This window comes from Ditibartonella apihabitans, assembly GCF_002007485.1.
Classification (GTDB): domain Bacteria; phylum Pseudomonadota; class Alphaproteobacteria; order Rhizobiales; family Rhizobiaceae; genus Bartonella; species Bartonella apihabitans.
This window is the reverse complement of record NZ_CP015820.1, coordinates 785,654-808,563: the sequence shown is the minus strand read 5'-3', so window position 1 is coordinate 808,563 and position 22,910 is coordinate 785,654. Positions and strand designations below refer to the sequence as shown.

The following is a 22,910-nucleotide window of genomic DNA, read 5'->3' as shown; positions in this document are numbered from 1 at the left end:
TCCTTAAAAATAAAGTGTTTTTCAATTTTTTTTAAAAACTCGCTAAAACGGGCTTCTTCGCAATAAAAAGATTTTCGCGTCAGCGACCCGTCTTTTTTCAAGCATGTCCTGCCTGTCCGACGAGAAATGTCGGGTCAATACCCATCTTCTTCAGGCTTTTTTCATATTGATGATCGAAATCCTGAGCAAACAGGAAATCGGCATCGACCGGGCTTGTCAGCCAGCCATTGGCAGCAATTTCCGCTTCGAGTTGACCACCTGCCCAGCCGGCATATCCGAGTGCAATAATTGCGCGTTCCGGCCCTTTGCCCAAACTCATTGCCTTCAAAACATCCGTTGTCGATGTCAGACAGATATCACGGGTCACAGGAATAGTTGTCCGGCATGCATAATCATCTGTATGAAGGACAAACCCACGTTGACGATCGACAGGTCCGCCATTTCTCACCGGAAATAGTTTTATCGGTTCCGGCAGATGGATAGCCTGAGCAGCATTAATAATGCCAAGTTGTAAAAGAAGATCAGGAAATTTTACGTCCTTACGCCGATTTAACATAATCCCCATAGCGCCCTCGTCAGAGTGCGCACAAATATAGATAACCGCATGGGCAAAACGTTCATCTCCCATACCCGGCATTGCAATAAGCAGATGGCCATTTAAAAAGCCGTCGCGTTTTTTCATTGTGCTAATTTTATCCATAATTTAAAAGTAATCGTACATTGACGAGTTGCAAGAAAAAAGTGAAGTTTTTGACAAAACTCTTGTATAAATTGTTAGTTGATGACGAGGACGGAGAATTGCGTTTTTTTTTAAAGCTGGTTTGCTTTTTCGTCTTCACCTCGTTTGTATCTTTACCGACATTTGCACAAACAAATTCACCTGTTCAATTGTTAGCCACTCCCTGGCATGAAATTGAAGGCGGGCGGGTGCGTGTTGCGCTGAACAACGGTAAAGAAGGCAAGCATTTTGAAGGAATAATAGAAGTCGATCTTAAACCGGGTTGGAAAACATATTGGCAAAATCCGGGGAGTTCAGGCATGGCGCCAGAATTCGACTTTCAACCATCGCTCAATCACCAGATTTTATTTCCTGTTCCTCAGCTCTTTATAGACGGTAATGATTGGTCTATCGGTTATAAAGGCGAGGTAATGCTCCCATTTTATGTTGAAAAAGACACGAAGAATGCAGCATTCAAAGGACAGTTCACGCTGGGCTTATGCAAAGAAATTTGTATTCCGGTCAATATTCCATTCGACTTTTCAGATGCAAGTGACAAAACGCCGCTTCCAGCGTCACTTCTCGCTTGGGCGACAGATAAATTACCGAAAAGCAAGCCTCGAAATCTGGAAATTTATGCGCGTGAAGACGGACAGTCTATGACCATAACTTTGAAACATTTAGATGACGAGACGATAAAAGCAATTTTTCTTGATGGAAACAGGGAAGAAATCGGACCTGCCGAAATTGTTAAAAAAAGTGCTCATGAAATGGTATTTTCAGCGCGTATTATTTCAAGAAATAGCAATGCCCCAATGCCTATCACCTATATCGTTGATGCAGAACCTATAGCCTTTACCGGTACATTGGTTGTTGAGAGAAAAAATTGAACAGTATCTAGCGATTTTCATCAACACCCTTACGAGCAAGTTCGTCACAACGTTCGTTTTCGGGGTGGCCTGCATGGCCTTTGACCCAATGCCAGCTTACTTTATGACGCGAACGCGCCTCATCCAATTGCTGCCAAAGCTCGGCATTTTTGACCGGTTTTTTTGCAGATGTTTTCCAATTATTCGCCTTCCAGCTATCTATCCAGCTTGAAATGCCATTCCGCACATAGACAGAATCGGTATAAAGGTCGACTTTACAGGACTCTTTCAATGCATAGAGTGCCTTTATTGCAGCCGTCAATTCCATACGATTATTCGTGGTATCGGCTTCGCCGCCGTAAAGTTCTTTTGTGACCCCGTTCCAACGCAAGAGCGCTCCCCAACCGCCGGGGCCCGGATTACCGGAACAAGCACCATCAGTGAATATTTCAACCTGTTTCAAAGAAAGATCCGCGATTTAGAGTCCGATTTCAGACGGTTTGATGACATCTCTGAAAAAATTCAATTTCCGCCAATATTCGAGTGGATCCTTTTTCACAACCAGACTATTTGCCGGTGTGTTGAACCAGTCATAAAGGCGGGTGAGGAAAAATCTGATCGCTGCCCCACGGGCGAGAACAAGTATATTGTCAATCTCGTTTTGCTGAAGCGGGCGAACAGCACAATATGCTTTGAGCATCGCCTCGCTTTTTGTGACATTATACGAATAATCGCGTTCGAAGCACCAAGCATTAAGGGCAATGACAAGATCATAGACAAGCATATCTGTACATGCAAAATAGAAATCTATAATGCCGGACATATGATCGTTCAGAAAGAAAACATTGTCGTTGAAGAGGTCGGCATGGATGACGCCTTGAGGTAGATCATGCGGCCAGTTGCTTTCGAGATAGTCGAGTTCCTTGTCAATTTCCTTGACAATACCCGATGCCAGTTCTTCCGCACGTCCGCGGCTCAAATTCCATAATGGGCGCCAGGCTTCAATCGAAAGGCTATTTTTTCGTTTAAGCGGAAAATCAAGCCCTGCCAGATGCATTTTTGCCATGCCTTTTCCGACTTCCCGACAATGCTCGACATTCGGTTTTCTGAGCCAGACACCTTCGAGAAAGGAAACAATGGTGGCCGGTCTTCCCACGAGTTTGCCAATCATTTTTCCGTCTTTACGTTTGACGGGTTTCGGGCAGGAAATTCCTTTTCCGGCAAGATGATTCATCAGTTCGAGGTAGAATGGCAGTTCCTCTTTCTTGACACGTTTTTCAAAGAGTGTGAGGATAAAACGTCCAGCTTCCGTATGGAGCATAAAATTCGAATTTTCGACACCTTCGGCAATACCTCTATAGGATTGCAGCGCACCAATCGAATAATCATTTAAAAATTCTGTTAATTCGTCTTCATTGATATCTGTATAAACAGCCATTATCCGCCCCTTGCGAGCAAGTTCATGCTTTCGTCACTTGTCTTTATCGGGAATTCCTTTGCCATTGACAAATTCCATATCTTCCGGCGTCAACACGACTTCCCGCAATTCCCTGTTGACCAAAAAGGTTTCATTTTCAACCGCAGTCTCTGCAATTTCTATAGTGACATCAAAACGTTTTCTGAATGCAGCAATGATTTCATCAACAATTATTTCCGGTGCCGATGCGCCGGCAGAAAGACTTACAGTATGGACATTATCCAAATGATCAAAATCTATTTCGGCTGCGCGTTGCACGAGCAAGGAACGTTTGGCGCCGAAGCGTTCGGCAACCTCTACCAGACGGCGGGAATTTGACGAATTCGGAGCACCGACAATCAAAAACAGGTCACTGCCGGGAGCGGCTGCCCTCACAGCCTCCTGACGATTGGTCGTTGCATAGCAAATCGATTCAGCAGCCGGTGGTTCAATATCGGGAAACCGCCGTTTTAATACAGCGATAATTTCAGCCGTATCTTCCACAGACAAAGTCGTCTGGCTAACAAAACCCAATTTTTGACCGGGCAATGGCTGATAATTTTCGGCATCTTCAACATTTTCAATCAAAGTCACAGTTCCCGGATCAACCTGTCCCATAGTTCCGATGACTTCGGGATGACCGGAATGGCCAATCAGAATGACATGACGCCCGTTGCGCTGGTGACGCATAGCCTGTTTATGCACTTTTGAAACCAGCGGACAGGTTGCATCAAGATAAAAAAGATTTTGCAACCGTGCGGTTTCAGGTACCGATTTCGGTACACCATGGGCTGAAAAAATAACCGGTTGGTTATGATGTTCGACTGGTATTTCATCAAGCTCTTCGACAAAAATTGCACCTCGCGCCTGTAATCCTTCTACAACATAACGATTATGCACAATTTCATGACGCACATAGACCGGCGCACCATATTTTTTCAAAGCGAGAATGACGATCTGTATTGCTCTGTCGACACCGGCACAAAAGCCGCGCGGTCCGCAGAGGCGAATTGTTAATGGTGGTTTCGATATCATAACCTGTCCTTGAGAAGCGCCCTTAACCTAAGGCTTGAAACTTTCAGGCACTCACATGCGCCATTGTGGCTGCATATACAAGAAGAACGAATAGGAAAAGTGCTATAGCCAAACCTTTTGCCCTATGGTGCTGAGCTTTTTTTTGAATTTCTGTAAGTGCTATCTGGTCAAGATGCTTTTGCTCGTCCATTGTCACGCTCCCAAATAGGATATTAGGCGAGTAGCCAGCGATTCTACGAGTAATATAGCAAAGAGAGCCGCGAGATAGATTAGCGAAAAGAAAAACAATTTCTTTGCCTTTGCTACTGTTTGCTCACGTTGTCCGGTTTTCCAAAGCTCGTAAGAATAATAGATAAAAATAACACCTAAAATCGTTGACAAAATTCCATAAGTGATGCCCGCAAAACCTATAAAATAAGGCGCAATACCGCAAAGAGCCATGAGAATTGCGTAAACCAATATCTGATTTTTGGTCGACCGTTCACCCTTCACATTAGGCATCATAGGGATATGCGCTTCCCCGTAATCGGTCGTGACAAAAAGCGAAAGTGCCCAGAAATGCGGCGGGGTCCACATAAATATGATGAGGAATAATATAACGCTCTCGATACTGATTGTGCCTGTTGCTGCTGCCCATCCGATCATAGGAGGAAAAGCACCGGCGGCACCGCCAATAACAATATTTTGCGGTGTCGAACGTTTAAGCCACATTGTATAAATCACAACATAAAAGAATATTGTAAAGGCAAGGAATGCGGCCGAAAACCAGTTGATGAAAATGCCCATTGTGAATACTGACAAGGCAGAAAGCACAAGCCCGAAAACCAGCACTTCTCCGCCAGTTACCTTGCCAGCAGGTATTGGACGTTTTCTGGTGCGTTTCATGATGGCATCAATGTCGGCATCATACCACATATTCAAAGCACCGGATGCTCCGCCGCCAACAGCAATACATAAAATCGCAACAAAGCCTAAAACCGGATTGATAGGTTCGGGGGCAACTATCATGCCGACAAGAGCTGTAAAGACCACAAGTGACATCACCCGCGGTTTTAACAGAATTATATAGTCATTCGCATCCGCCGGAGAAGCAATCGGCATATGCGGTTGAGGCGATTCTTGCTTTGATATAGACATATATAAACCGTTCTTCTACGCACCTTTTCAGGCTACACTTTGTAAATCAAGTTGCAGACCATCTGTTTTTTAACAGGCAAAACAAACCCATTCTATAGAAACTATATTAGCAAAAAAACCAACCGTAAATTTGTTTATTGATATATGGGCATAAATTTCTTCACGCCGTTATTCGCTCGCACTTTTGTGAACTAATCTGATAAATAACAAAAATACGATAAATTTTCGAAAATTCTTATTTGGAAATCATCATTTCAATAAAATAATTCATTGATTGACGGAGTGGCACTGAACGCGAAATTACTTATGGATATAATTTTAACGAGCGGATTTTACCCGCATTTGATACATTTGTTTAAACAGCACGATCAACCAGAATTGCAAGGGCATCACAACTCTCGTGGAGTAGTGACATCTCATGGGGTGGTGATAGTGTTCACTCTTTACCAAAAGCTACCCTTGTATCGGAATAGCAGCAATTGCCGGGATAGTAGACCGTACAAAAAAATTTCACTAATGATCTCGCTATATTATGATCTCGTTATTTTGTAATAACCGGCACTTTTTCCCAGACATCTTTGTTTGGCGGTGACGGCAATTGCCATTCCAATGTCAAAGCCCCCTCGCCCCATGGATTATCTTGTGCTTTCCGTTTCATAATGAAGGTTTCAGCCAAACCAAAAAGAAAAACAGCAACCGAGACAGCAGCGAGAAGTGCACCGAGAGACGAACAAACGCCTAGCGCATTCTGGTTAAAAATAATTCCACCGCTCAGTTGGTTGAGATGTTGAGGCAGGAAAATAGCATTAACGCCGATAAACAATGACCAGAAGTGCACTTGCATTGTGGATTTGCGGCAAATATAGCCCGTCATTTTTGGTAACCAGTAATACCAGCCGGCAAAAATGGCAAAGACTGCACTTAAAGAGAGAATGTAATGGAAATGGGCAACAAAGGCTGACTGGTTCCATTGGTTCGCAGCATTTCCAGTGGCTACAAGTTGCAGCGCTGAAATTTGCCCCATCAGGACGATGAAGACAAAGCCCATTGCCCAGAGCATCGGCGTTTCGAATTCAAACCGGCTTTTTAACAATGTGACCAGCCAGCTCAAGATGATAAACGCTGTTGGCAAAACGACAAAAGGCAGTGCAACCTTGAAATAATGCCCCATGATCTCGGGTTTTTCGAATTGAAAGAGATCGTTCATCCAGAGAACCAGACTGATCGCACCTATAAATATCATCGCCGCAATTACAACATTTTCCATCCACAGGCGACGCTTGCAGAAAGTAACCAGTATTTCACTGACAATTCCGAACGCTGGCAATAAAAGAACATAGATTTGCGGATGGCTGAAAAACCACACCATCATCGATAGCTGTCCGACAGTGGTAGAGCCGCTCATTATCAATTCGGTCAAAGCAGCAAGCATTGCCGGCACCGAAACCAGCCCCAGAAAAGAGGATACAAGTACAGACCATACAAATACCGGCAAACGTGAAAGTGTAAGGCCGGGGGCACGCATTGTAATAATTGTCGTAATAAAATTGACAAAACTGATTATGAATGAAATCGAACCGACAAAAACGCTTGCCAACATTAAAAATTTGAAGCGGCTTTCGTCGCCGATAGATAAAAGCGCCATAAAGCCCAAAACAATCGTGAGAGGCAAAAGTAAAAAAGCCAACAAATTTGCGCGGGGAAATGCGACATTATGAGTACCGATCATTAACGGGATAAACCAGTTGGCAAAACCGCCAACCAGAGCAGGCATAACCATAAAGAACACGAGAATCAGCGCGTGGGCGGTGTTCATGAACGACAACAGGACAGGGTCACTGGAAAAAGAAACCGGAAGGAAAGCCAAACCCGTACCGTTTAAAGCCAGACGCAAAACAAACGAAAATATCGCCCCGATAACACCGGCAACAATAGCAAGCACCAGATAGAGAGTGCCAATAGTTCTGCTATCCGGATTTAATATCGACGAAAAAAAACTTCTTTTTACGTGTTCAGACATCAATTTTGCCAAATAATATCAAGCAATCTGTTGATTGCGGAACCTCTTTTTCATTGCTTTAACAACATTTTCTTATCAAAACAATGCGACAAACAGCCCCAAATAGAAACAGCTTTACGACAATTTTGTCAAATTTTCGCGTTTTTGCCATGTTCTCGCCCAAGAATTGAACACTATGTTATTTCAGTTGTGTATGGTTTATAGTCTAGAGCTCTTGGGCACTTTTCACAAAGGCTGAAGCGCGATAACGTCATGATGATTCGAGCAGGAGTTTCCATGTCACTTCGTCAATTCTTCAAACGAGCTTGTGGCGTTGCCGCGTATTCAGTTTCCATAATGGGGCTTTGTCTTGCCTTAGCACAAGCACAAAACCAGCAGGCACCAAGCCAGCAGGATGTACCTGCTCCGAAAACTTTTGGAGCATGGACAAAAGTCTGTTCTTTGCCGCCGGGGACACCGAATGTTCAATGCGAAGTTGTACAAAATGTACGGGCGCAAAACCGGCCGGATATTGCTTTTCGTGTAACGCTTTATAAGCTGCCGAAGAATCAGGGGACACTTATGCGTGTCTTTGTTCCGATCCGAGTTGAACTGCGTCTGGGCGTGGGCATCAAGATTGATAATAAAGACATGGGCAAGATGGAATATCGGCGCTGCCTTGGCGATAATTGTGTGGCAGAAGCATTCCTGAAAGATGACGATCTCAAATCGTTTCTTGAAGGGAAAATGGCAACCTATTTCATATTCACAACACCTGAAGAGGGCGTTGGTGGTATGATTGATCTCAATGGTTTGAAAGATGCCTATAATTCATTACCCAAAGAATAATGAAGCCGATATTATTCAACCGGAACTTTTCCCGGTCAACAAAGCTTGAAGCAGCCTTTATAAACGCGTTTGTTGTTTTTATATAAACAATGCAAATGGCAGCTTGATAGACAGGAAAATTATATGAAACCGCTGATCGAACAATTCGACGTTGGAGCCAATGATGTCCAATCAATTGTAAAGGACACGTTGAAAAATGCTGATGACGGAGAACTGTTTCTTGAATATCGGGAAAGTGAATCACTCCTTTTCGACAATGGACGACTGAAAAATGGTTCCTTCGATCAGGATAAAGGCTTCGGTTTACGCGCTGTCGCGGGTGAGGCAACAGGTTACGCCCATTCCGGAGAGCTCACAAAAGCGGCATTAAAAAGAGCGTCTGATGCGGCAAAAGCTGTCACCAACGGTTACCAAGGAAATTATAGTGCAGCGCCACGTGGTACCAATAAAAAGCTTTATGACGAATTAAACCCGCTCTCTAAACCTTCGTTTCAAACTAAAGTTGCCCTCCTCCAAAAGATCGATTCCTATATTCGCAATAAAAATGATGCCGTACGGCAAGTCTCTGTATCGCTTGCCGGTTCTTTGCAACAGGTCGAGATTTTACGTGCCGATGGCGAGCTTGTACGCGATGTTCGCCCGCTTGTGCGCCTTGCCGTGTCTGTGGTTGCAGCTAAAGGTGACAGACTTGAAAACGGCTTTTATGGCTGTGGCGGTCGTGAAGCTTTCGACCGCTTTATTACCGAAGACAATTGGCAAATGGCTGCCGATGAAGCGCTCCGTATGGCTCTCATAAACCTTGAGGCCGAGCCTGCTCCGGCTGGCACATTCGACGTTGTTCTTGCAAGCGGGTGGCCGGGTGTCATGTTGCATGAAGCTGTCGGGCACGGGCTTGAAGGCGATTTTAACCGCAAAAAAACTTCCGCTTTTTCAGGTCTCATGGGCCAACAGGTTGCAGCAAAAGGTGTAACCGTTATTGATGACGGCTCGATTGCGGGGCGTCGTGGCTCGCTTACTGTTGATGACGAAGGAACACCTTCCGCACGTAATGTTCTCATCGAAGACGGAAAGCTTGTCGGCTATATGCAGGATCGGCTTAATGCACGTTTGATGGGTATGCGCCCGACCGGCAACGGACGGCGTGAATCCTATGCCTGTGCACCGATGCCCAGAATGACAAATACAATGATGCTAGGCGGGCAATACACACCTGAAGAAGTGCTCGGCTCCTTGAAGGATGGCATTTATGCCGTTTCCTTCGGTGGCGGTCAGGTTGACATCACTTCGGGAAAATTTGTGTTTGAATGTACAGAAGCTTACCGCGTTAAAAACGGTAAAATTGTTGCTCCGATCAAAGGGGCTACGCTTATCGGCAATGGTCCGGAAGCCATGAAACGCATCACAATGATCGGTAATGACCCGAAGCTTGACAATGGCATTGGTACATGTGGCAAGAATGGTCAAAGTGTTCCTGTCGGCGTTGGACTTCCGCATTTGCGTATTAATGCAATGACGATTGGTGGCACTGCCGTTTGAACGGCTTGGTGCAAGCTTGTTTGATAACCTATCGCATTTCTGAAATGCTGAACATTTACCCTGCATTCCGGTCGAATGACCGGTGCAGGGGCATTCAATCATGATGGAGTCGGTTAAATCTTTTAGACCCGCTGTAACCATTATGATTGAAATCCCGATAGCGGAGAGTGGTTTTTAACGGTACCCCCTTCCGGCGCCGGTCAACAAAAGGAAATGCTTATTTTCCACGTCACCCGAATAATCTCCCGCATCTATAACTTATAGCTCTATTTGCTCTTCAGATTTCAATTCAAAATAATTTCTTTTCATATGCAATGATTGCCCGATAACATTGGAGATGACACCCTACCGATCTAATTGCAAAGACCAGCCTTTTATCCAGTTAAAAAATAAATCGGAGAAATTTGTTTCCGTGACGGAATTATCTTGTTTTTTCTGTAGTTTGCGTTGAAAATGGGAAGCAAAATTTGTAGACAAAGTAATGAAATTGCCCCGTGAGGGTTTTCATCATTGAAAGGAATTTCCATGTACACGGTCGTGTCTGGTCAGCCTCAAAAGCTGTCTCGTCATTTTACACTTCCAAAAATTATCAGCGCTTTATTCATTGTGCTTGCCGCGATTTGGCTCTCGGTTGCCTATCGTGTTGAGCAAGGGCTTTTGCTTCTCGTCGGTGCAGCCCTTGGAATAACGCTTTACCATGCGTCATTCGGCTTTACATCGGCCTGGCGCAATTTCATCCTTGATGGTCGAGGGCGAGGTTTGCGCGTGCAGATGCTGATGCTGGCAATTGCCGTCCTGCTCTTTTTCCCGACTTTAAGCCTTGGCGAAGTTTTCGGACATCCCGTCAATGGCTCGCTCGCCCCATTAAGCCTTTCGGTTATCATTGGAGCCTTTATGTTCGGCGTGGGAATGCAACTTGCCGGTGGCTGCGCTTCCGGCGTACTATTTACTCTCGGTGGCGGTAATGCCCGTATGCTTCTGGTTCTCGCATTTTTTGTTCTTGGCGGTTTTGTTTCAACGGCACATGCGTCATTCTGGGCAAATATGCCGGCATTACAACCGGTTTCGCTGGTTAAAACCCTTGGCGCACCATTAGGCATTGTTGTTTCACTCGTGCTCTTTGCAATTATTGCCGCACTAACAGTCGTCATCGAAAAACATCGTCATGGTGCGCTTGAACAGGAAAAGTCGACAACTCATAAAGGTTTACAACGTTTTTTCCGTGGTCCTTGGCCAATGGTTTGGGGCGGCGTTGCTCTGGCACTCCTTAATTACCTGACACTGGTTATCTCTGGTAAGCCGTGGAGCATTGCCGGCGCCTTTCCGATTTGGGGAGCGAAGATCAGCACTGCTCTTGGTGTCGATGTCGCAAGTTGGCAGTTCTGGCAAAACCCCGGCAACGCCAAAAACCTGAGCTCAAGCATATTTTCCAATGTCACTTCGGTGATGGATTTCGGCATTATTGCCGGTGCAATGTTGGCCGCTGGTCTCGCTGGCCGCTTTGCGTTCAAGTTCCGTATGCCGATCGGCTCCGCATGTGCTGCCGTTATTGGTGGTCTGCTTCTCGGCTATGGTGCCCGCGTTGGCTTTGGCTGCAATATCGGTGCCTATTTTTCAGGTATCGCATCTGGCAGCTTGCATGGCTGGCTTTGGGTTGTGGCCGCGTTCTTCGGAAATACGGCCGGGGTTTACCTAAGACCGGTTTTTTATAAAAATCCTCAAACTGCGCCGCAGATCAAATCCTGCTAGAGATAAGCGCAGTTCACATTTCTTAAAGGCGCCAGCCCGGTTTGGGCTTGCGCTTTTTGAGTAAAGCAACTGCCTCGACATGGGGGGACCATAAAAACTGGTCTATTGGCACGAGCTTTTCAATTGTGTAGCCACCCTCAATCAAAATAGACAAATCACGCGCCATTGTGACCGGATTACAGGAAACTGCAACCACACGCGGAATATTTGTTTTGGCAATTTCGCGCGCTTGTTCTTCGGCACCTGCCCGTGGCGGGTCAAAAACAAGCCCATCAAAAGCTTCCAATTCACGCGGCAAAAGTGGACGACGGAATAAATCCCGCTTTTCATAAGTCACAGTCTTCAGCCCGACCGATTGTCGATAGGCGCGATCAAGGCTTTTCAAAGCGTCATCATCATTTTCAACGGCATGAACTTTCATTTTTTCGGCCATGCGGAATGTAAATGTGCCAGCACCGGAAAAAAGATCAGCCGCATTTTTTGTTTTTTTCAAGCCTTGCATGACAAGCTTGGACATAAACTCTTCTGCTTCTTTGGTTGCTTGTAAAAATCCGCCCGGAGCCAATTCGACAGCGGCCGAACCGAAATGGAGTTCCGGCCTTTCTTTTTCTATGATGATCTCGCCGTCAGCCGTCAAACGTATGAACGATTGCTTCAAGCCCTCTTCTACGAGCCGTTGGCGCAATTTCTCGTCATTGATTTTACAACCTTCCAATGCGACATCAATTCCGTTTTCCGCCAGTGTCACATTAATCCGTATTTCCTTCGCGTAGTTTGCCAATAAAGCAGCAACCGATCTGATTGCCCCAAGTGCATCAACAAGCTCCGGACGCGAGACGGGACATTCCTCAATGGCCACAACTTCATGGGATTGGTAGCGATTGAACCCGACAATTTGTCCTTTTGGCGTGACACGGGCAGTTAATATCATACGACGGCGTGTATGGGGCTCACATGGAATAACGGGATCCACATTGGTTGTTATGTTTCTCCCCTCCAATGCTTCGACAACCAGAGATCTTTTCCACATTTGATAGGGTTGATCAGCCCAATGCTGCAAGGCACAACCACCGCAGGCCTCAAAATGTCTGCATTTTGCTTCAACTCTTTCGGGCGAGCGTTTTTTCAAAGCAATAATAGTCCCGTGACCATTTTCGGCGGCGATATTGGCAACTTCTTGAGGAAGCGCAAACGGGACATAGACTGCGCCATGTTTCGTCTTTGCAACACCATCACCAGCGACGCCGACATGGTCGATTACGACCTCTTCAATCATTGCTTTTTTCTCCGAAAAGTAAATATTCGCGATTTCCGTCACCGCCTTCAATCGGTGAAGCAATCAGCCCTTTTGCATGCCACTTATCAAGCCCGTCAAGCCAATTAAAAAGCTCGTGAGCAACGCTTTCTGCACGGGATAGATCTTTGACAATGCCGCCCCGCCCTAAACCTTCGCGCCCGATTTCAAATTGTGGTTTGACAAGAAGCACTGCCTGGGCACCACTTTCAGCCAAACTTAATGCCGGTGGCAGAGCCAATTTTAGCGATATGAAACTCACATCCGAGACGACGAGTTGAACTTGACGATTTTTCAAGTGAGCTTTCTCAAGGTCACGAGCGTTCAACCCCTCGTAAAGGGTGATAGCTGGATGACCGATAAGCGAGGGGTGGAGTTGTCCGTGACCAACATCAACGGCTATGACGTGACTTGCCCCTTTTTCGAGTAAAACTTCGGTAAATCCCCCCGTTGAAGCGCCAATATCAAGCGCGGTTACACCCTCGGTTTTAACCGGAAAATATGAAAGTGCCGCAATAAGTTTCAAAGCGGCACGGGATACATAATGTTGCGCAGGGTCAAAAACGCCGATATCGGCGTTTTCCAAAACAGCTTGCCCTGCTTTTTTCACAACAACGCCGTTGATTGTGACAGTGCCCCGGGCAATGGCATCCCTTGCACGTGAACGTGTTGAAAAGAAATTTCTTTCAACGAGAAGCGTGTCCAATCTCAGCCGTTCCGGCATTTCAGGCCCGAATTTGTGGTGTCACCAATGCTTCGCGCCCGAGAGCGGCAAAGACTGTATTGACAATACCGGTTTTATCAAGCCCAATCTCGGAAAGAATTTTTGATTGCGGGCCATGATAGAGATATTTATCCGGCAATGTCATTGTGCGAATTTTTAGCCCTTTGTCGAGCAGTCCATCCCTTGCGAGGAATTGCAAGACTTGTGCACCGAAACCTCCGGCTGCCCCTTCTTCAATCGTGACAAGAACCTCGTGTTCGAGAGCAAGGCGACGGACAAGATCTTCGTCGAGCGGTTTTGCAAAACGGGCATCTGCAACCGTTGTCGAAAGTCCGGCGGCTCCCAGTTCATCGGCAGCAGCAAGCGCATCCTGCAAACGGGTACCAAAGCCCAATAATGCTACTTTATTCCCTTCGCGAAGAATGCGTCCCTTACCGATTTCGATCAGTTCGCCGCGTTCCGGCAATTTGAGACCTACGCCTTCACCACGTGGATAGCGGAAAGAAATCGGCCCCTGATCATAGGCAGCGGCCGTGCGCACCATATTCATCAATTCCAGTTCGTCTGAAGGTGCCATGACAACAAAGCCCGGAAGTGCCGACAAAAAGACCGTATCATAACTTCCTGCATGGGTTGAGCCATCGGCACCGACAAAACCGGCGCGGTCAATTGCAAATTTCACCGGCAATTGTTGTATGGAAACATCATGCACAATCTGGTCATAAGCACGCTGGAGAAATGTGGAATAAATCGCCACGAAAGGTTTGAGACCTTCACAAGACATACCGGCTGCAAAAGTGACTGCATGTTGCTCGGCAATGCCGACATCAAACATACGGTCAGGAAACTTTTCGGCAAATTTGTCGAGCCCTGTTCCGGAAGGCATTGCAGCAGTAACCGCAACAATCTTGTCGTCAAGTGTCGCTTCTTTAATCAAAGAATCGGCAAATACTTTGGTGTAGGAGGGAGCTTTGCTCTGAACTTTTATTTGTTCGCCGGTCACAACATTGAAACGGCTAACGCCATGATATTTGTCACTCGCTGCTTCAGCCGGTGCATAGCCCTTGCCTTTGCGTGTAACAACATGAACAAGAACCGGACCATTCGGATGTTCGCGGACATTTTTCAAAACCGGCAGGAGATGCTCGATATTGTGACCGTCGATCGGTCCGACATAGTAGAAACCCAACTCTTCAAAAAGCGTACCGCCGGTTAGAAAACCACGCGCAAATTCTTCCCCGCGACGGGCTTTATCCCAGAAAAATTTGGGAAGCTTTTTGCTCAAAGCTTTGGCGCGTTCACGCAGATTACGGTATGAAGGGCTTGAAACCAGCCGTGCAAGATAGGCACTCATCGCTCCGGTTGGCGGAGCAATCGACATATCGTTATCGTTGAGAATAACAATGAGACGTGCGTCAAGCGAACCGGCATTGTTCATTGCTTCATAAGCCATGCCAGCAGACATTGCGCCATCACCGATAACGGCAACAACATTACGCTTTTTTTCGTGCTTAAGTTCACTGGCAACAGCCATACCGAGGCCTGCAGAAATGGACGTTGAAGAATGCCCTGCCCCGAACGGATCATAAATGCTTTCGCTGCGTTTGGTAAAACCTGATAAGCCCCCTTCCTGACGAAGGGTACGAATACGATCCCGCCTGCCAGTCAGTATTTTATGAGGGTAAGCCTGATGACCGACATCCCAGATGATGCGGTCCTCGGGTGTGTTAAACACATAATGCAAAGCGACAGTAAGTTCTACCACGCCAAGCCCCGCGCCCAAATGTCCCCCTGTTACCGATACGGCATCAATTGTTTCAGCCCGCAATTCATTAGCGACTTCTGTCAAGGCGCTCTCCGGCAAGCGGCGCAGATCCTCCGGCAGATGTATCTTGTCCAACAATGGTGTTGATGGTCGCGACAAATTATTTTCCTTAGTTGTTTTCAACTGTTCCACATTTTCCTGATTGCCAAAGCTTTACAGCTTTTAACGAATATTTGCACCTCAAAACTCAAAAATTTTAATCATTTAACACCTGACGCCTATCAAATTGTGATGATTGTCTCCTCCTATCCGCTCAAAACCGTCGACAAGACATAATTTTCAAGCTTTATGATGCGCTTGATAACAAATAAAGATGCGCCATATGACCAAACCAAAGGCAGCTTTTTTTCACTGTGGTTATAAGATTAGCGTAAGTTAGATGATAGACAATGGTTGAAGAATATTTACAACATTGGATTTCGCAATATGGTGCGTTTGCCTATTTTTTCATCCTTTATTTCGAATCATTTGGCGCTCCTGTCCCGGGAGAAAGCGGCCTCATCGCCGGCTCTCTGCTTGCCGCTGCCGGAAAGCTCGATTTGTTGCCCATGTTGCTTTGTGCTTTTACAGGAAGTGTACTTGGCGATTGCACCGGTTATGCTATAGGCCATTTCGGCGGCGAAAAACTTCTATTGCGCTACGGACATTACGTAAAACTCACACCGGAACGGCTCGAAAAATTTCAAAATATGCTCGACAAAGGTGGCTTTTTCTTCGTTGCTACAGCCCGTTTCATTGTAATTTTGCGCCAATTGAACGGTCTTATTGCCGGTTCCGGAGGAATGGCTTTTCCAAAATTTCTGGTCGCCAATATCATCGGGGCAGCCGCTTGGACGCTTGTTTGGGGCGGCGGCCCCTATCTTGTAAAATTTTTATTCTAAATTCCGCTTATTGTTCGGCATCAAGCGGTTCCAGTCCTTCCGGCTCTCCCTCGCGCGACAAACGAATTTTATCAACCTTGTTTTCAGCTTCTTTCAAAAGCGTGTCACAATGTTTTTTCAAAGCTTCGCCACGCTCATATATACGAATTGTCTCATCAAGCGCGACATCGCCGCGCTCGAGTTTTTCAACAATTTCTTCCAACGCGCCGAGTGCTTTCTCGAAACTCATTTGAGAAACATCGGCATTATCTTTCTGTTCTGCCATTCGAGCCTCACAAAATATCTGTTTTTTCTATATGGATACCAAACCCTTCAAGGCCAACATAATGGCGCTCGCGCGAGGCATAAAGAATAACCGAGGTAATGCCAAGGCTTTTGAGAATTTGCGCGCCAAGACCGATCTGGCGCCATTCTTCCTCACGCTCGACAGCCTGTGCATGTGTCTCGAGCCCTTCCATAGCCATTTCGCGATCGCGATTCTCATCAGCAGAACCAACACCCACAGACCCGGCTCTGAGATAGACAAAAACACCGCGTTTTTCTTTTTCAGCCATAAGTCGCAGCACAGATTCAATTTCGTGTTTTTTACCAAAAACATCGGAGACAACATTTTCACGTTGCAAACGGACAGGAATGTTTTCGCCATCACGGATATCACCAAAAACAACGGCAACATGTTGCATCGGCTCCCACGGCAATTGATAGCTGTGGGCAACAGCCGGTCCGACAAGTGTATCAACTTTCATCTCGTCAACATGTTCGATGAGCGTTTCTTTACGTTGGCGATAGGCTATAAGATCGGCCACTGTCACGACATGAAGATTATGTTCTTCCGCAAATTTTCTTACCTCGGGACCGTGTTTGACAGTTCCGTCATCATTCATCAGTTCGCCAATCACGCCAACCGGAGGAAGATTTGCAAGTTTGCACAAATCGACAGCCGCTTCTGTGTGACCAGAACGCATCAACACACCACCTTCACGGGCAATAAGTGGAAATACGTGTCCCGGACGGCTGAAATCGGACGCACTGGCGTTCGGATTTGCGAGATTCCTCACTGTCAACGTCCGGTCTTCGGCAGAAATACCTGTTGTCGTACCATGCAGAAAATCAACCGTTACAGTAAAGGCTGTGTGATGAGCCGAATCATTATTTGAAACCATAGGGGCAAGATTGAGCCGTTTTGCTTCCTCACCGGTCATCGGCGCGCAGATAATTCCGGACGTATTCCGCACAATAAAGGCCATCTTTTCTGGTGTGCAATGAACGGCTGCAACAATAAGGTCACCTTCATTTTCACGGCCGTTATCATCTGTAACCGCAACAATTTCACCGCGCTCGAATGCTCTTATAGCGTCCACGACCGATTTCTGGTTGAATGTCATAATAGTCCTTTCAGATCCGGCCTGTTTGGCCGCGATGTCTAAGATAATGGTCGGCAATGGCACAAGCCACCATCGCTTCCCCTACTGGTACAGCCCTTATTCCAACACAAGGATCGTGCCGCCCTTTTGTCACTACATCAACATTATTGCCATCAACATCTACCGAACGGCGCGGTGTCAATATCGATGATGTCGGTTTGACTGCAAAACGCGCAATGACCGGTTCGCCATTGGAAATACCTCCCAGTATACCACCGGCATGATTGCTTAAAAAAACCGGTCTTCCATTTTCCCCATGGCGCATTTCGTCGGCATTTTCTTCCCCCGTCAAGCGGGCAGCGTTAAATCCTTCACCGATTTCAACGGCCTTGACTGCATTGATTGACATAAGGAAGGATGCAATATCCTGATCAAGTTTCCCGTAAATCGGTGCGCCAAGCCCGGCAGGTACATTGTCTGCAACAATTTCTACTATAGCACCGATTGACGAACCTTCTTTACGAATTTCATCAAGATAAGTTGCGAATTTTTCAGCAGCGATCTTATCGGGGGTAAAAAACGGATTATTATCAACCTCATTCCAATCCCAACGGGAACGGTCAATATCGATTGCGCCAATGGCAATCACTGCCCCACGCACACGAAGATTCGGAACAACTTTTCGGGCTATTGCGCCGGCAGCAACACGCGCTGCAGTCTCACGTGCCGAAGAACGCCCGCCACCACGATAATCGCGAATGCCATATTTGACATCATAAGTATAATCGGCATGTCCGGGACGATATTCGCGGGCAAGATTGCCATAATCTTTCGACCGCTGATCGGTGTTCTCGATCATCATCGAAATCGGCGTTCCGGTTGTGATCAATTCTTTCCCGTCATCACAAGGTAACACTCCCGACAATATCTTGACCTCATCAGCTTCACGGCGCTGGGTCGTATAACGGGATTGTCCGGGTTTGCGTTTATCAAGATAAGCTTGCACCTCCGCCACCGAGAACTTTATCCCCGGAGGGCAACCGTCAATAACGCAGCCCAATGCAGGCCCATGGCTTTCGCCCCATGTTGTAACGCGGAAGAGTTTACCGAATGTATTATATGACATAAAACGCCAACCCAACTTTTCACCATTGTTTGTTCTATTGAGCTTTTGGTTCGTGGTCAAACAGTGAAAACCAAGATTGAAGCAATTTTGATCAATAACGGGATTTTTTCCACATTTCCGGCCATTTACATTCAAAGAACCGCATATCAAGACAAAAATGCACACGTTTTACAGGAAAACCATTATGTGATTTTGTATATTCTATTTTTGATTGACCAATGGCTATGGTTTCGACACAATCACCTGACATTGATTTGCAATGATTTGGTTTTGCCAAGACTTGAGCTTGCAACGACTTGAATTTGCAATAACTGGCAGTTTTACAATTGACGATTTTGAAAGGGCTAATATGAGAAAACTGGTTTTTGCGGGGATACTAGCAACATTTCTTTTCCCAGCCTTAGCTTTTGCCGATGACGTCAAAGGAACAATAACAGCTATCAATCAGGATAATAATACAATCGAACTCGACAATGGGAAAACTTATAGTTTACCGGGTGAATTCGATTATTCTGTTTTGAGTGAAGGCATGAAAGTCATCGTATTTTATGACACCGAGGGAAATGATCGCTACATTACCGATATCGAGCCACAAGAAAGTTGATGATCGTTCCCGACCGGCAGTTATTTTATTAAATAAAACGCGCAAAACTCCGCAATTGCACACAAAATCCCGCAGTTACGCATAAATCCCACGGTTGCACACCAATTCCTTTTGACGAATTTGGTGTGCATATAATTGTTTTGTCATAAGGTCGGACGGTAATTTAAAGCCATTCCAGCCCGTTTTCATCAAAACGTAAAATGCGGTCCTGATCGACCATAAAATTGGCGGCTTCCGGTTCGCTCAACCCGCCGTAAATATGCATGATTGACCGTAAGCACCCGCCATGGGTGACACAGACCGTATTGCCTTCAACCTTTTCGACCCAGTCTTTTACACGTTTGGCAAGCATGGCATAGCTTTCCGCCTTTTCACCGGGGGGCAAAAAATTCCACTTGTCTGCAACACGGGCAGCAATGAGTTCAGGGTGGACTTTGGCAATATCATCCTCGGTTGTTCCCTGCCAGTCACCGAAATGCATCTCCATTAACTGTGGATCGGTGCGATAGCCGCGAATATCAAGCCCCATTTCACCACGAATGATTTCCATCGTTTCGCGTGTTCTACGCAAAGGGCTTGCAACAAAATCAAAGCCTTTGGCATCGCCCAATAATTCTTTTAATAAACGGCCATTACGGGCAGCCTGCTGGCGCCCATATTCGGTAATATCGCGATCTATCTGGCCTTGTATGCGTTTGGTAATATTCCAATCCGTCTGACCGTGACGGGAAAAATAAATAAGCGGACGCTTGGACACTTTATCAATCCTTTACAACAGAAATATCCGGTGCATCGACTGCTTTCATGCCGATAACATGATATCCGGCATCAACATGATGAACTTCGCCGGTTACCGAACGGGACAAATCCGAAAGAAGATAAAGCGCAGAATCGCCAACTTCATCAATCGTGACCGTCCGACGAAGGGGCGCATTGTATTCATTCCATTTGAGAATATACCGGAAGTCACCGATTCCCGAAGCAGCCAATGTTTTGATCGGGCCAGCCGAAACAGCATTGACACGAATTTTTTTAGGTCCGAGATCAACTGCAAGATATTTGACACTTGCTTCAAGAGCGGCCTTGGCAACGCCCATAACGTTATAGTTCGGCATAACTTTTTCCGAGCCATAATAGGTCAATGTCAAAATCGAACCGCCATCGGGCATCAATTTTTCTGCCCGCTGGGTAACTGCAGTGAGAGAATAAACAGAAATATTCATCGTCATGTTGAAGTTTGCTTCAGTTGTATCAACATAACGCCCCGTCAGTTCGTCCTTGTCGGAAAAGCCGATTGCATGAACGAGAAAGTCAATTTTTCCCCATTTCTGTTTTACCGCATCGAATGCTGCATCAATTGACGCTGCATCTGTGACATCACAATGGCCACAAACAAATCCCCCGACCTCTTCTGCAAGCGGTACAACACGTTTTTTCAGTGCTTCCCCCTGGTAGGTAAAAGCAAGCTCGGCACCCGCTTTGTGTGCAGCTTTTGCGATACCCCATGCAATTGAATGATTATTTGCAAGCCCGAGAATTAAACCGCGCTTGCCACGCAACAAACCGTTACTGTCACCCATTGGTATTGCCTCATAATTGCTTGATATCAGTTTTCGCTTTTTGCCCTATGACATAGCTCGCACTTTTCTTCAAGTAATTGGTGCAATTTGTTCGTGAAACCAACAATTATGCAACGCAAACGCAGAAAAACTTTAAAATTCGCTTTGTTTTTCGTTTTTGAAGACCGAAATCCGTTCATTCCTTCATCCATTTCGGTTGAAGAAAAGCGATCTTGAAAAATGTGAATGGGCACCTTGCAAAAACCGGTATGAACCGTTCAATTCAAGTGTTCCGGTTAAACAAGTAACAAGGAAGTCCCATTCATCAAACTGGAAAAGTGGCCGGTCTTTAAAGATTCCCTGACGTTGGTCTTATCATTTCTGTTCATTTGAGCAGAACAGCAGAAGTGAAGTGGTCAACCGGCTCCAGCTCATAAATAAGATAATTGTAGCGGGAAAGAACTACGGTAAAACGGCATTATCAAACATCGGGATCGGGCTATTCATCAATATGGCCCTGACCGATCGCCAAATATTATAATGGCTTAAAAAAATTGCAGAACTGCAACAATCAGGGATTATCCGGTTTATCGTCTTTAATTTCGATTGCGAAATTGATTTTGACATCGCCATTTTTTTCAAAGTGCAAAACAGCCGGAACGAACTCGCCATCGCGCAATTCATCCTGACAGTTGAAAAACATGAAATGATAATCACCGGGCTTCAATTCAAGATAGCCGTTCGGTTCAATGGTAAGAGGTTCCTTGAGCTTTTGCATCTTGACCTTACCATATTGTTTGATTGTTTCGTGAATAACCACATGATCGGAAATGTCGGAGGTTATTGACACCAAGCGATCTGCATTAAATCCGCCGTTATGAATGAGAGCGAAACCTTCTGCACGTTTTTCACCCGTATCGGACTTTTGCACCCACGGGCTTTCGACAGTAATATCGCCTTTCGTGAAATTTTCGGCCAAAGCTGATGAACAAAAAACCGTCAGCAGAAAAAAAGCGAGACAAAAATTGAACCTCATGACAATCCTCGTTCCCGCTTTTATTCCTATAGCTTACCCAATCAACCCGTTTTATGATCTTCAAGATTGCATTTTGATAAATTGTTCAAGTCCGGCATCTCCACCTTCCGGCAGCATAATACGGACATGAACATAAAGATCATCCCGGCCACCTGTTTTGAGAGGTAGTCCTCTTCCTTTCAAGCGCAAAACCTTGTCGGAGCTCGACCAGGCCGGTATCGTCAACATAATGCGGCCGTCAAGCGTATCAACCGGTTTTTTGGCACCCAGAACCGCATCTTTGAGAGAGACCGGCAAATCAAGATGCAGTGCTCTTCCTTCAATGTGGATGTGGGGATGGGGCTTGATGTGAATTGTCACCAATGCATCTCCGGCCTGACCATAAGGAACAGTTTCACCTTGCCCTTTCAGCCGGATTGTCTGGCCATCCTCGACATAATCGGGAAGTTTGATTTTAAGCTTTTTACCATTTGGAAAAATGGCTTCTACTTTCTCGGCTCCGACGAGCTGCTCTAAAGTTACATCCAGTCTTGCATGGATATCAGCGCCCTGTTGGCGCGCTTGCGCACGGCTGCGGCTGCCAAAACCGGAAAAACCTCCGCCTCTATTGGCTCCATTTCCTGCACCGAAAAGATCTCTGAAAATATCGCCGGCATCAAAGCCCGCCTTTCCGCCACCAGACCTGAATTCGAAATGACTGGCGCCGTTGCCGAACGGATTGCCGCGGCCGCCAAAGCCCTGTCCGCCGCCAAAGCCCTGTCCATTGCCAAACCCTTGACCACCACCGGCAAAGCCTTGAAAAACAGGCTTGCCTTCGGCATCAATCTCGCCACGATCAAATTTTTCTTTTTTGTCTTTATCGCCAAGAATTTCATAGGCTTGATTGACTTCGGCAAATTTATCCTGAGCAGTCTTGTCGCCTTTGTGAAGATCAGGGTGATATTGTTTTGCCAGTTTTCTGAATGCAGATTTAATCTCTTGCGGTTTGGCAGTGCGCGCCACACCCAGAACCGTATAGGGATCACGCATATTTATCCTCTTTCCAGCCGAAAAAGGGCCTTCCCTCAAGACGGCTTTATAAAAATCTGTTCCACCTCGAAGGGCAGAAAAATACCTCATTCTCTATATGCCTATGAAAGAGCGAAAATA

The 22,910-nt window shown here is 46.0% G+C and carries 23 protein-coding genes; 6 read left to right on the top strand and 17 right to left on the bottom strand.

All coding sequences use genetic code 11. The features are described from left to right. Positions 1-97: 97 nt before the first annotated feature. Positions 98-682, bottom strand: coding sequence for a YqgE/AlgH family protein (locus tag BBC0178_RS03610; RefSeq protein ID WP_077970800.1), 585 nt, complete (start codon positions 680-682; stop codon positions 98-100). A gap of 116 nt (positions 683-798) precedes the next feature. Between BBC0178_RS03610 and BBC0178_RS03605 the strand changes: the two genes are divergently transcribed. Further along, entirely contained in the window at positions 799-1,608 is an 810-nt protein-coding gene (locus BBC0178_RS03605) for a protein-disulfide reductase DsbD domain-containing protein (RefSeq protein ID WP_188317765.1), read from the top strand. A gap of 7 nt (positions 1,609-1,615) precedes the next feature. On the opposite strand, the gene rnhA is transcribed toward BBC0178_RS03605, so the two are convergent. From rnhA to BBC0178_RS03580, 6 genes are all read right to left on the bottom strand, one after another. Continuing rightward, complete coding sequence (gene rnhA, locus BBC0178_RS03600) at positions 1,616-2,050, bottom strand: ribonuclease HI (protein ID WP_078039239.1); 435 nt, start codon at positions 2,048-2,050, stop codon at positions 1,616-1,618. 15 nt (positions 2,051-2,065) lie between these two features. Continuing rightward, positions 2,066-3,025 carry a homoserine kinase gene (gene thrB / locus BBC0178_RS03595; RefSeq protein ID WP_078039238.1) on the bottom strand — a complete coding sequence of 320 codons (960 nt, stop codon included), beginning with the start codon at positions 3,023-3,025 and terminating at the stop codon, positions 2,066-2,068. 33 nt (positions 3,026-3,058) lie between these two features. Beyond that, positions 3,059-4,078, bottom strand: coding sequence for a 4-hydroxy-3-methylbut-2-enyl diphosphate reductase (gene ispH, locus BBC0178_RS03590; RefSeq protein WP_078039237.1), 1,020 nt, complete (start codon positions 4,076-4,078; stop codon positions 3,059-3,061). A gap of 43 nt (positions 4,079-4,121) precedes the next feature. Next, the gene (locus tag BBC0178_RS11815; protein ID WP_188317764.1) at positions 4,122-4,268 is read right to left on the bottom strand and encodes a hypothetical protein; all 147 of its coding nucleotides are present in this window, start codon (positions 4,266-4,268) and stop codon (positions 4,122-4,124) included. Between the two features lie 2 nt (positions 4,269-4,270). Beyond that, on the bottom strand, positions 4,271-5,215 hold the full coding sequence (locus tag BBC0178_RS03585) for a heme o synthase (RefSeq protein ID WP_078039236.1): 945 nt from the start codon (positions 5,213-5,215) through the stop codon (positions 4,271-4,273). A 541-nt stretch (positions 5,216-5,756) separates the two neighbouring features. Beyond that, positions 5,757-7,235, bottom strand: coding sequence for a cbb3-type cytochrome c oxidase subunit I (locus tag BBC0178_RS03580; RefSeq protein WP_078039235.1), 1,479 nt, complete (start codon positions 7,233-7,235; stop codon positions 5,757-5,759). A gap of 276 nt (positions 7,236-7,511) precedes the next feature. Here BBC0178_RS03580 and BBC0178_RS03575 point away from each other — a divergent pair, with 276 nt between their 5' ends. The 3 genes from BBC0178_RS03575 (at position 7,512) to BBC0178_RS03565 (ending at position 11,348) form a co-directional block, all read left to right on the top strand. Then, complete coding sequence (locus tag BBC0178_RS03575) at positions 7,512-8,063, top strand: invasion associated locus B family protein (protein WP_078039234.1); 552 nt, start codon at positions 7,512-7,514, stop codon at positions 8,061-8,063. Between the two features lie 123 nt (positions 8,064-8,186). Further along, the gene (tldD, locus tag BBC0178_RS03570) at positions 8,187-9,599 is read left to right on the top strand and encodes a metalloprotease TldD (protein WP_078040343.1); all 1,413 of its coding nucleotides are present in this window, start codon (positions 8,187-8,189) and stop codon (positions 9,597-9,599) included. Positions 9,600-10,124: 525 nt separating this feature from the next. Then, the gene (locus BBC0178_RS03565) at positions 10,125-11,348 is read left to right on the top strand and encodes a YeeE/YedE family protein (RefSeq protein WP_078039233.1); all 1,224 of its coding nucleotides are present in this window, start codon (positions 10,125-10,127) and stop codon (positions 11,346-11,348) included. Between the two features lie 22 nt (positions 11,349-11,370). On the opposite strand, the gene BBC0178_RS03560 is transcribed toward BBC0178_RS03565, so the two are convergent. Genes BBC0178_RS03560 through dxs form a run of 3 tightly spaced genes read right to left on the bottom strand, consistent with a single transcriptional unit; the run spans position 11,371 to position 15,290 of the window. Further along, positions 11,371-12,624: a class I SAM-dependent RNA methyltransferase gene (locus BBC0178_RS03560; protein WP_078039232.1), complete on the bottom strand. Its 1,254-nt coding sequence runs from the start codon at positions 12,622-12,624 to the stop codon at positions 11,371-11,373. Continuing rightward, entirely contained in the window at positions 12,617-13,366 is a 750-nt protein-coding gene (locus BBC0178_RS03555) for a TlyA family RNA methyltransferase (protein WP_078039231.1), read from the bottom strand. The genes BBC0178_RS03560 and BBC0178_RS03555 overlap by 8 nt, the downstream gene beginning before the upstream one ends. Position 13,367: 1 nt before the next feature. Further along, positions 13,368-15,290, bottom strand: a complete 1,923-nt coding sequence (gene dxs / locus BBC0178_RS03550; protein ID WP_078040342.1) for a 1-deoxy-D-xylulose-5-phosphate synthase — start codon at positions 15,288-15,290, stop codon at positions 13,368-13,370. Between the two features lie 290 nt (positions 15,291-15,580). On the opposite strand from dxs, the gene BBC0178_RS03545 reads away from it, so the two are divergent. Further along, on the top strand, positions 15,581-16,072 hold the full coding sequence (locus BBC0178_RS03545; protein ID WP_078039230.1) for a DedA family protein: 492 nt from the start codon (positions 15,581-15,583) through the stop codon (positions 16,070-16,072). Positions 16,073-16,079: 7 nt separating this feature from the next. Here the strand turns inward: BBC0178_RS03545 and BBC0178_RS03540 are convergent, their stop codons facing one another. The 3 genes from BBC0178_RS03540 to aroC are packed head-to-tail and all read right to left on the bottom strand — an operon-like array spanning position 16,080 to position 18,562. Further along, positions 16,080-16,337 (bottom strand): exodeoxyribonuclease VII small subunit, encoded by a 258-nt coding sequence (locus BBC0178_RS03540; RefSeq protein ID WP_078039229.1) that lies wholly within the window; start codon positions 16,335-16,337, stop codon positions 16,080-16,082. Positions 16,338-16,344: 7 nt separating this feature from the next. Then, entirely contained in the window at positions 16,345-17,457 is a 1,113-nt protein-coding gene (gene ribB / locus BBC0178_RS03535; RefSeq protein WP_078039228.1) for a 3,4-dihydroxy-2-butanone-4-phosphate synthase, read from the bottom strand. 10 nt (positions 17,458-17,467) lie between these two features. Next, on the bottom strand, positions 17,468-18,562 hold the full coding sequence (gene aroC, locus BBC0178_RS03530; RefSeq protein WP_077973472.1) for a chorismate synthase: 1,095 nt from the start codon (positions 18,560-18,562) through the stop codon (positions 17,468-17,470). Between the two features lie 349 nt (positions 18,563-18,911). On the opposite strand from aroC, the gene BBC0178_RS03520 reads away from it, so the two are divergent. Next, positions 18,912-19,166, top strand: coding sequence for a DUF1344 domain-containing protein (locus BBC0178_RS03520; protein ID WP_077970769.1), 255 nt, complete (start codon positions 18,912-18,914; stop codon positions 19,164-19,166). A 163-nt stretch (positions 19,167-19,329) separates the two neighbouring features. Here the strand turns inward: BBC0178_RS03520 and BBC0178_RS03515 are convergent, their stop codons facing one another. The 4 genes from BBC0178_RS03515 to BBC0178_RS03495 form a co-directional block, all read right to left on the bottom strand. Continuing rightward, complete coding sequence (locus BBC0178_RS03515; protein ID WP_077970767.1) at positions 19,330-19,923, bottom strand: histidine phosphatase family protein; 594 nt, start codon at positions 19,921-19,923, stop codon at positions 19,330-19,332. A gap of 4 nt (positions 19,924-19,927) precedes the next feature. After that, positions 19,928-20,746: an enoyl-ACP reductase FabI gene (gene fabI, locus BBC0178_RS03510; RefSeq protein WP_078039226.1), complete on the bottom strand. Its 819-nt coding sequence runs from the start codon at positions 20,744-20,746 to the stop codon at positions 19,928-19,930. Between the two features lie 550 nt (positions 20,747-21,296). Next, on the bottom strand, positions 21,297-21,761 hold the full coding sequence (locus tag BBC0178_RS03500; RefSeq protein ID WP_078039224.1) for a copper chaperone PCu(A)C: 465 nt from the start codon (positions 21,759-21,761) through the stop codon (positions 21,297-21,299). A gap of 60 nt (positions 21,762-21,821) precedes the next feature. Continuing rightward, positions 21,822-22,790, bottom strand: coding sequence for a DnaJ C-terminal domain-containing protein (locus BBC0178_RS03495; protein WP_078039223.1), 969 nt, complete (start codon positions 22,788-22,790; stop codon positions 21,822-21,824). Between the last annotated feature and the right edge of the window lie 120 nt (positions 22,791-22,910).

Excerpts from the sequence above, each read along its gene's own strand:
- BBC0178_RS03610 (WP_077970800.1), bottom strand. The coding sequence starts at position 682 with ATGAAAAAACGCGACGGCTTTTTAAATGGCCATCTGCTTATTGCAATG.
- thrB (WP_078039238.1), bottom strand. The coding sequence starts at position 3,025 with ATGGCTGTTTATACAGATATCAATGAAGACGAATTAACAGAATTTTTA.
- ispH (WP_078039237.1), bottom strand. The coding sequence starts at position 4,078 with ATGATATCGAAACCACCATTAACAATTCGCCTCTGCGGACCGCGCGGC.
- BBC0178_RS11815 (WP_188317764.1), bottom strand. The coding sequence starts at position 4,268 with ATGGACGAGCAAAAGCATCTTGACCAGATAGCACTTACAGAAATTCAA.
- BBC0178_RS03585 (WP_078039236.1), bottom strand. The coding sequence starts at position 5,215 with ATGTCTATATCAAAGCAAGAATCGCCTCAACCGCATATGCCGATTGCT.
- BBC0178_RS03580 (WP_078039235.1), bottom strand. The coding sequence starts at position 7,235 with ATGTCTGAACACGTAAAAAGAAGTTTTTTTTCGTCGATATTAAATCCG.
- BBC0178_RS03575 (WP_078039234.1), top strand. The coding sequence starts at position 7,512 with ATGTCACTTCGTCAATTCTTCAAACGAGCTTGTGGCGTTGCCGCGTAT.
- tldD (WP_078040343.1), top strand. The coding sequence starts at position 8,187 with ATGAAACCGCTGATCGAACAATTCGACGTTGGAGCCAATGATGTCCAA.
- BBC0178_RS03565 (WP_078039233.1), top strand. The coding sequence starts at position 10,125 with ATGTACACGGTCGTGTCTGGTCAGCCTCAAAAGCTGTCTCGTCATTTT.
- BBC0178_RS03560 (WP_078039232.1), bottom strand. The coding sequence starts at position 12,624 with ATGATTGAAGAGGTCGTAATCGACCATGTCGGCGTCGCTGGTGATGGT.
- BBC0178_RS03555 (WP_078039231.1), bottom strand. The coding sequence starts at position 13,366 with ATGCCGGAACGGCTGAGATTGGACACGCTTCTCGTTGAAAGAAATTTC.
- BBC0178_RS03545 (WP_078039230.1), top strand. The coding sequence starts at position 15,581 with ATGGTTGAAGAATATTTACAACATTGGATTTCGCAATATGGTGCGTTT.
- BBC0178_RS03540 (WP_078039229.1), bottom strand. The coding sequence starts at position 16,337 with ATGGCAGAACAGAAAGATAATGCCGATGTTTCTCAAATGAGTTTCGAG.
- ribB (WP_078039228.1), bottom strand. The coding sequence starts at position 17,457 with ATGACATTCAACCAGAAATCGGTCGTGGACGCTATAAGAGCATTCGAG.
- aroC (WP_077973472.1), bottom strand. The coding sequence starts at position 18,562 with ATGTCATATAATACATTCGGTAAACTCTTCCGCGTTACAACATGGGGC.
- BBC0178_RS03520 (WP_077970769.1), top strand. The coding sequence starts at position 18,912 with ATGAGAAAACTGGTTTTTGCGGGGATACTAGCAACATTTCTTTTCCCA.
- fabI (WP_078039226.1), bottom strand. The coding sequence starts at position 20,746 with ATGGGTGACAGTAACGGTTTGTTGCGTGGCAAGCGCGGTTTAATTCTC.
- BBC0178_RS03500 (WP_078039224.1), bottom strand. The coding sequence starts at position 21,761 with ATGAGGTTCAATTTTTGTCTCGCTTTTTTTCTGCTGACGGTTTTTTGT.
- BBC0178_RS03495 (WP_078039223.1), bottom strand. The coding sequence starts at position 22,790 with ATGCGTGATCCCTATACGGTTCTGGGTGTGGCGCGCACTGCCAAACCG.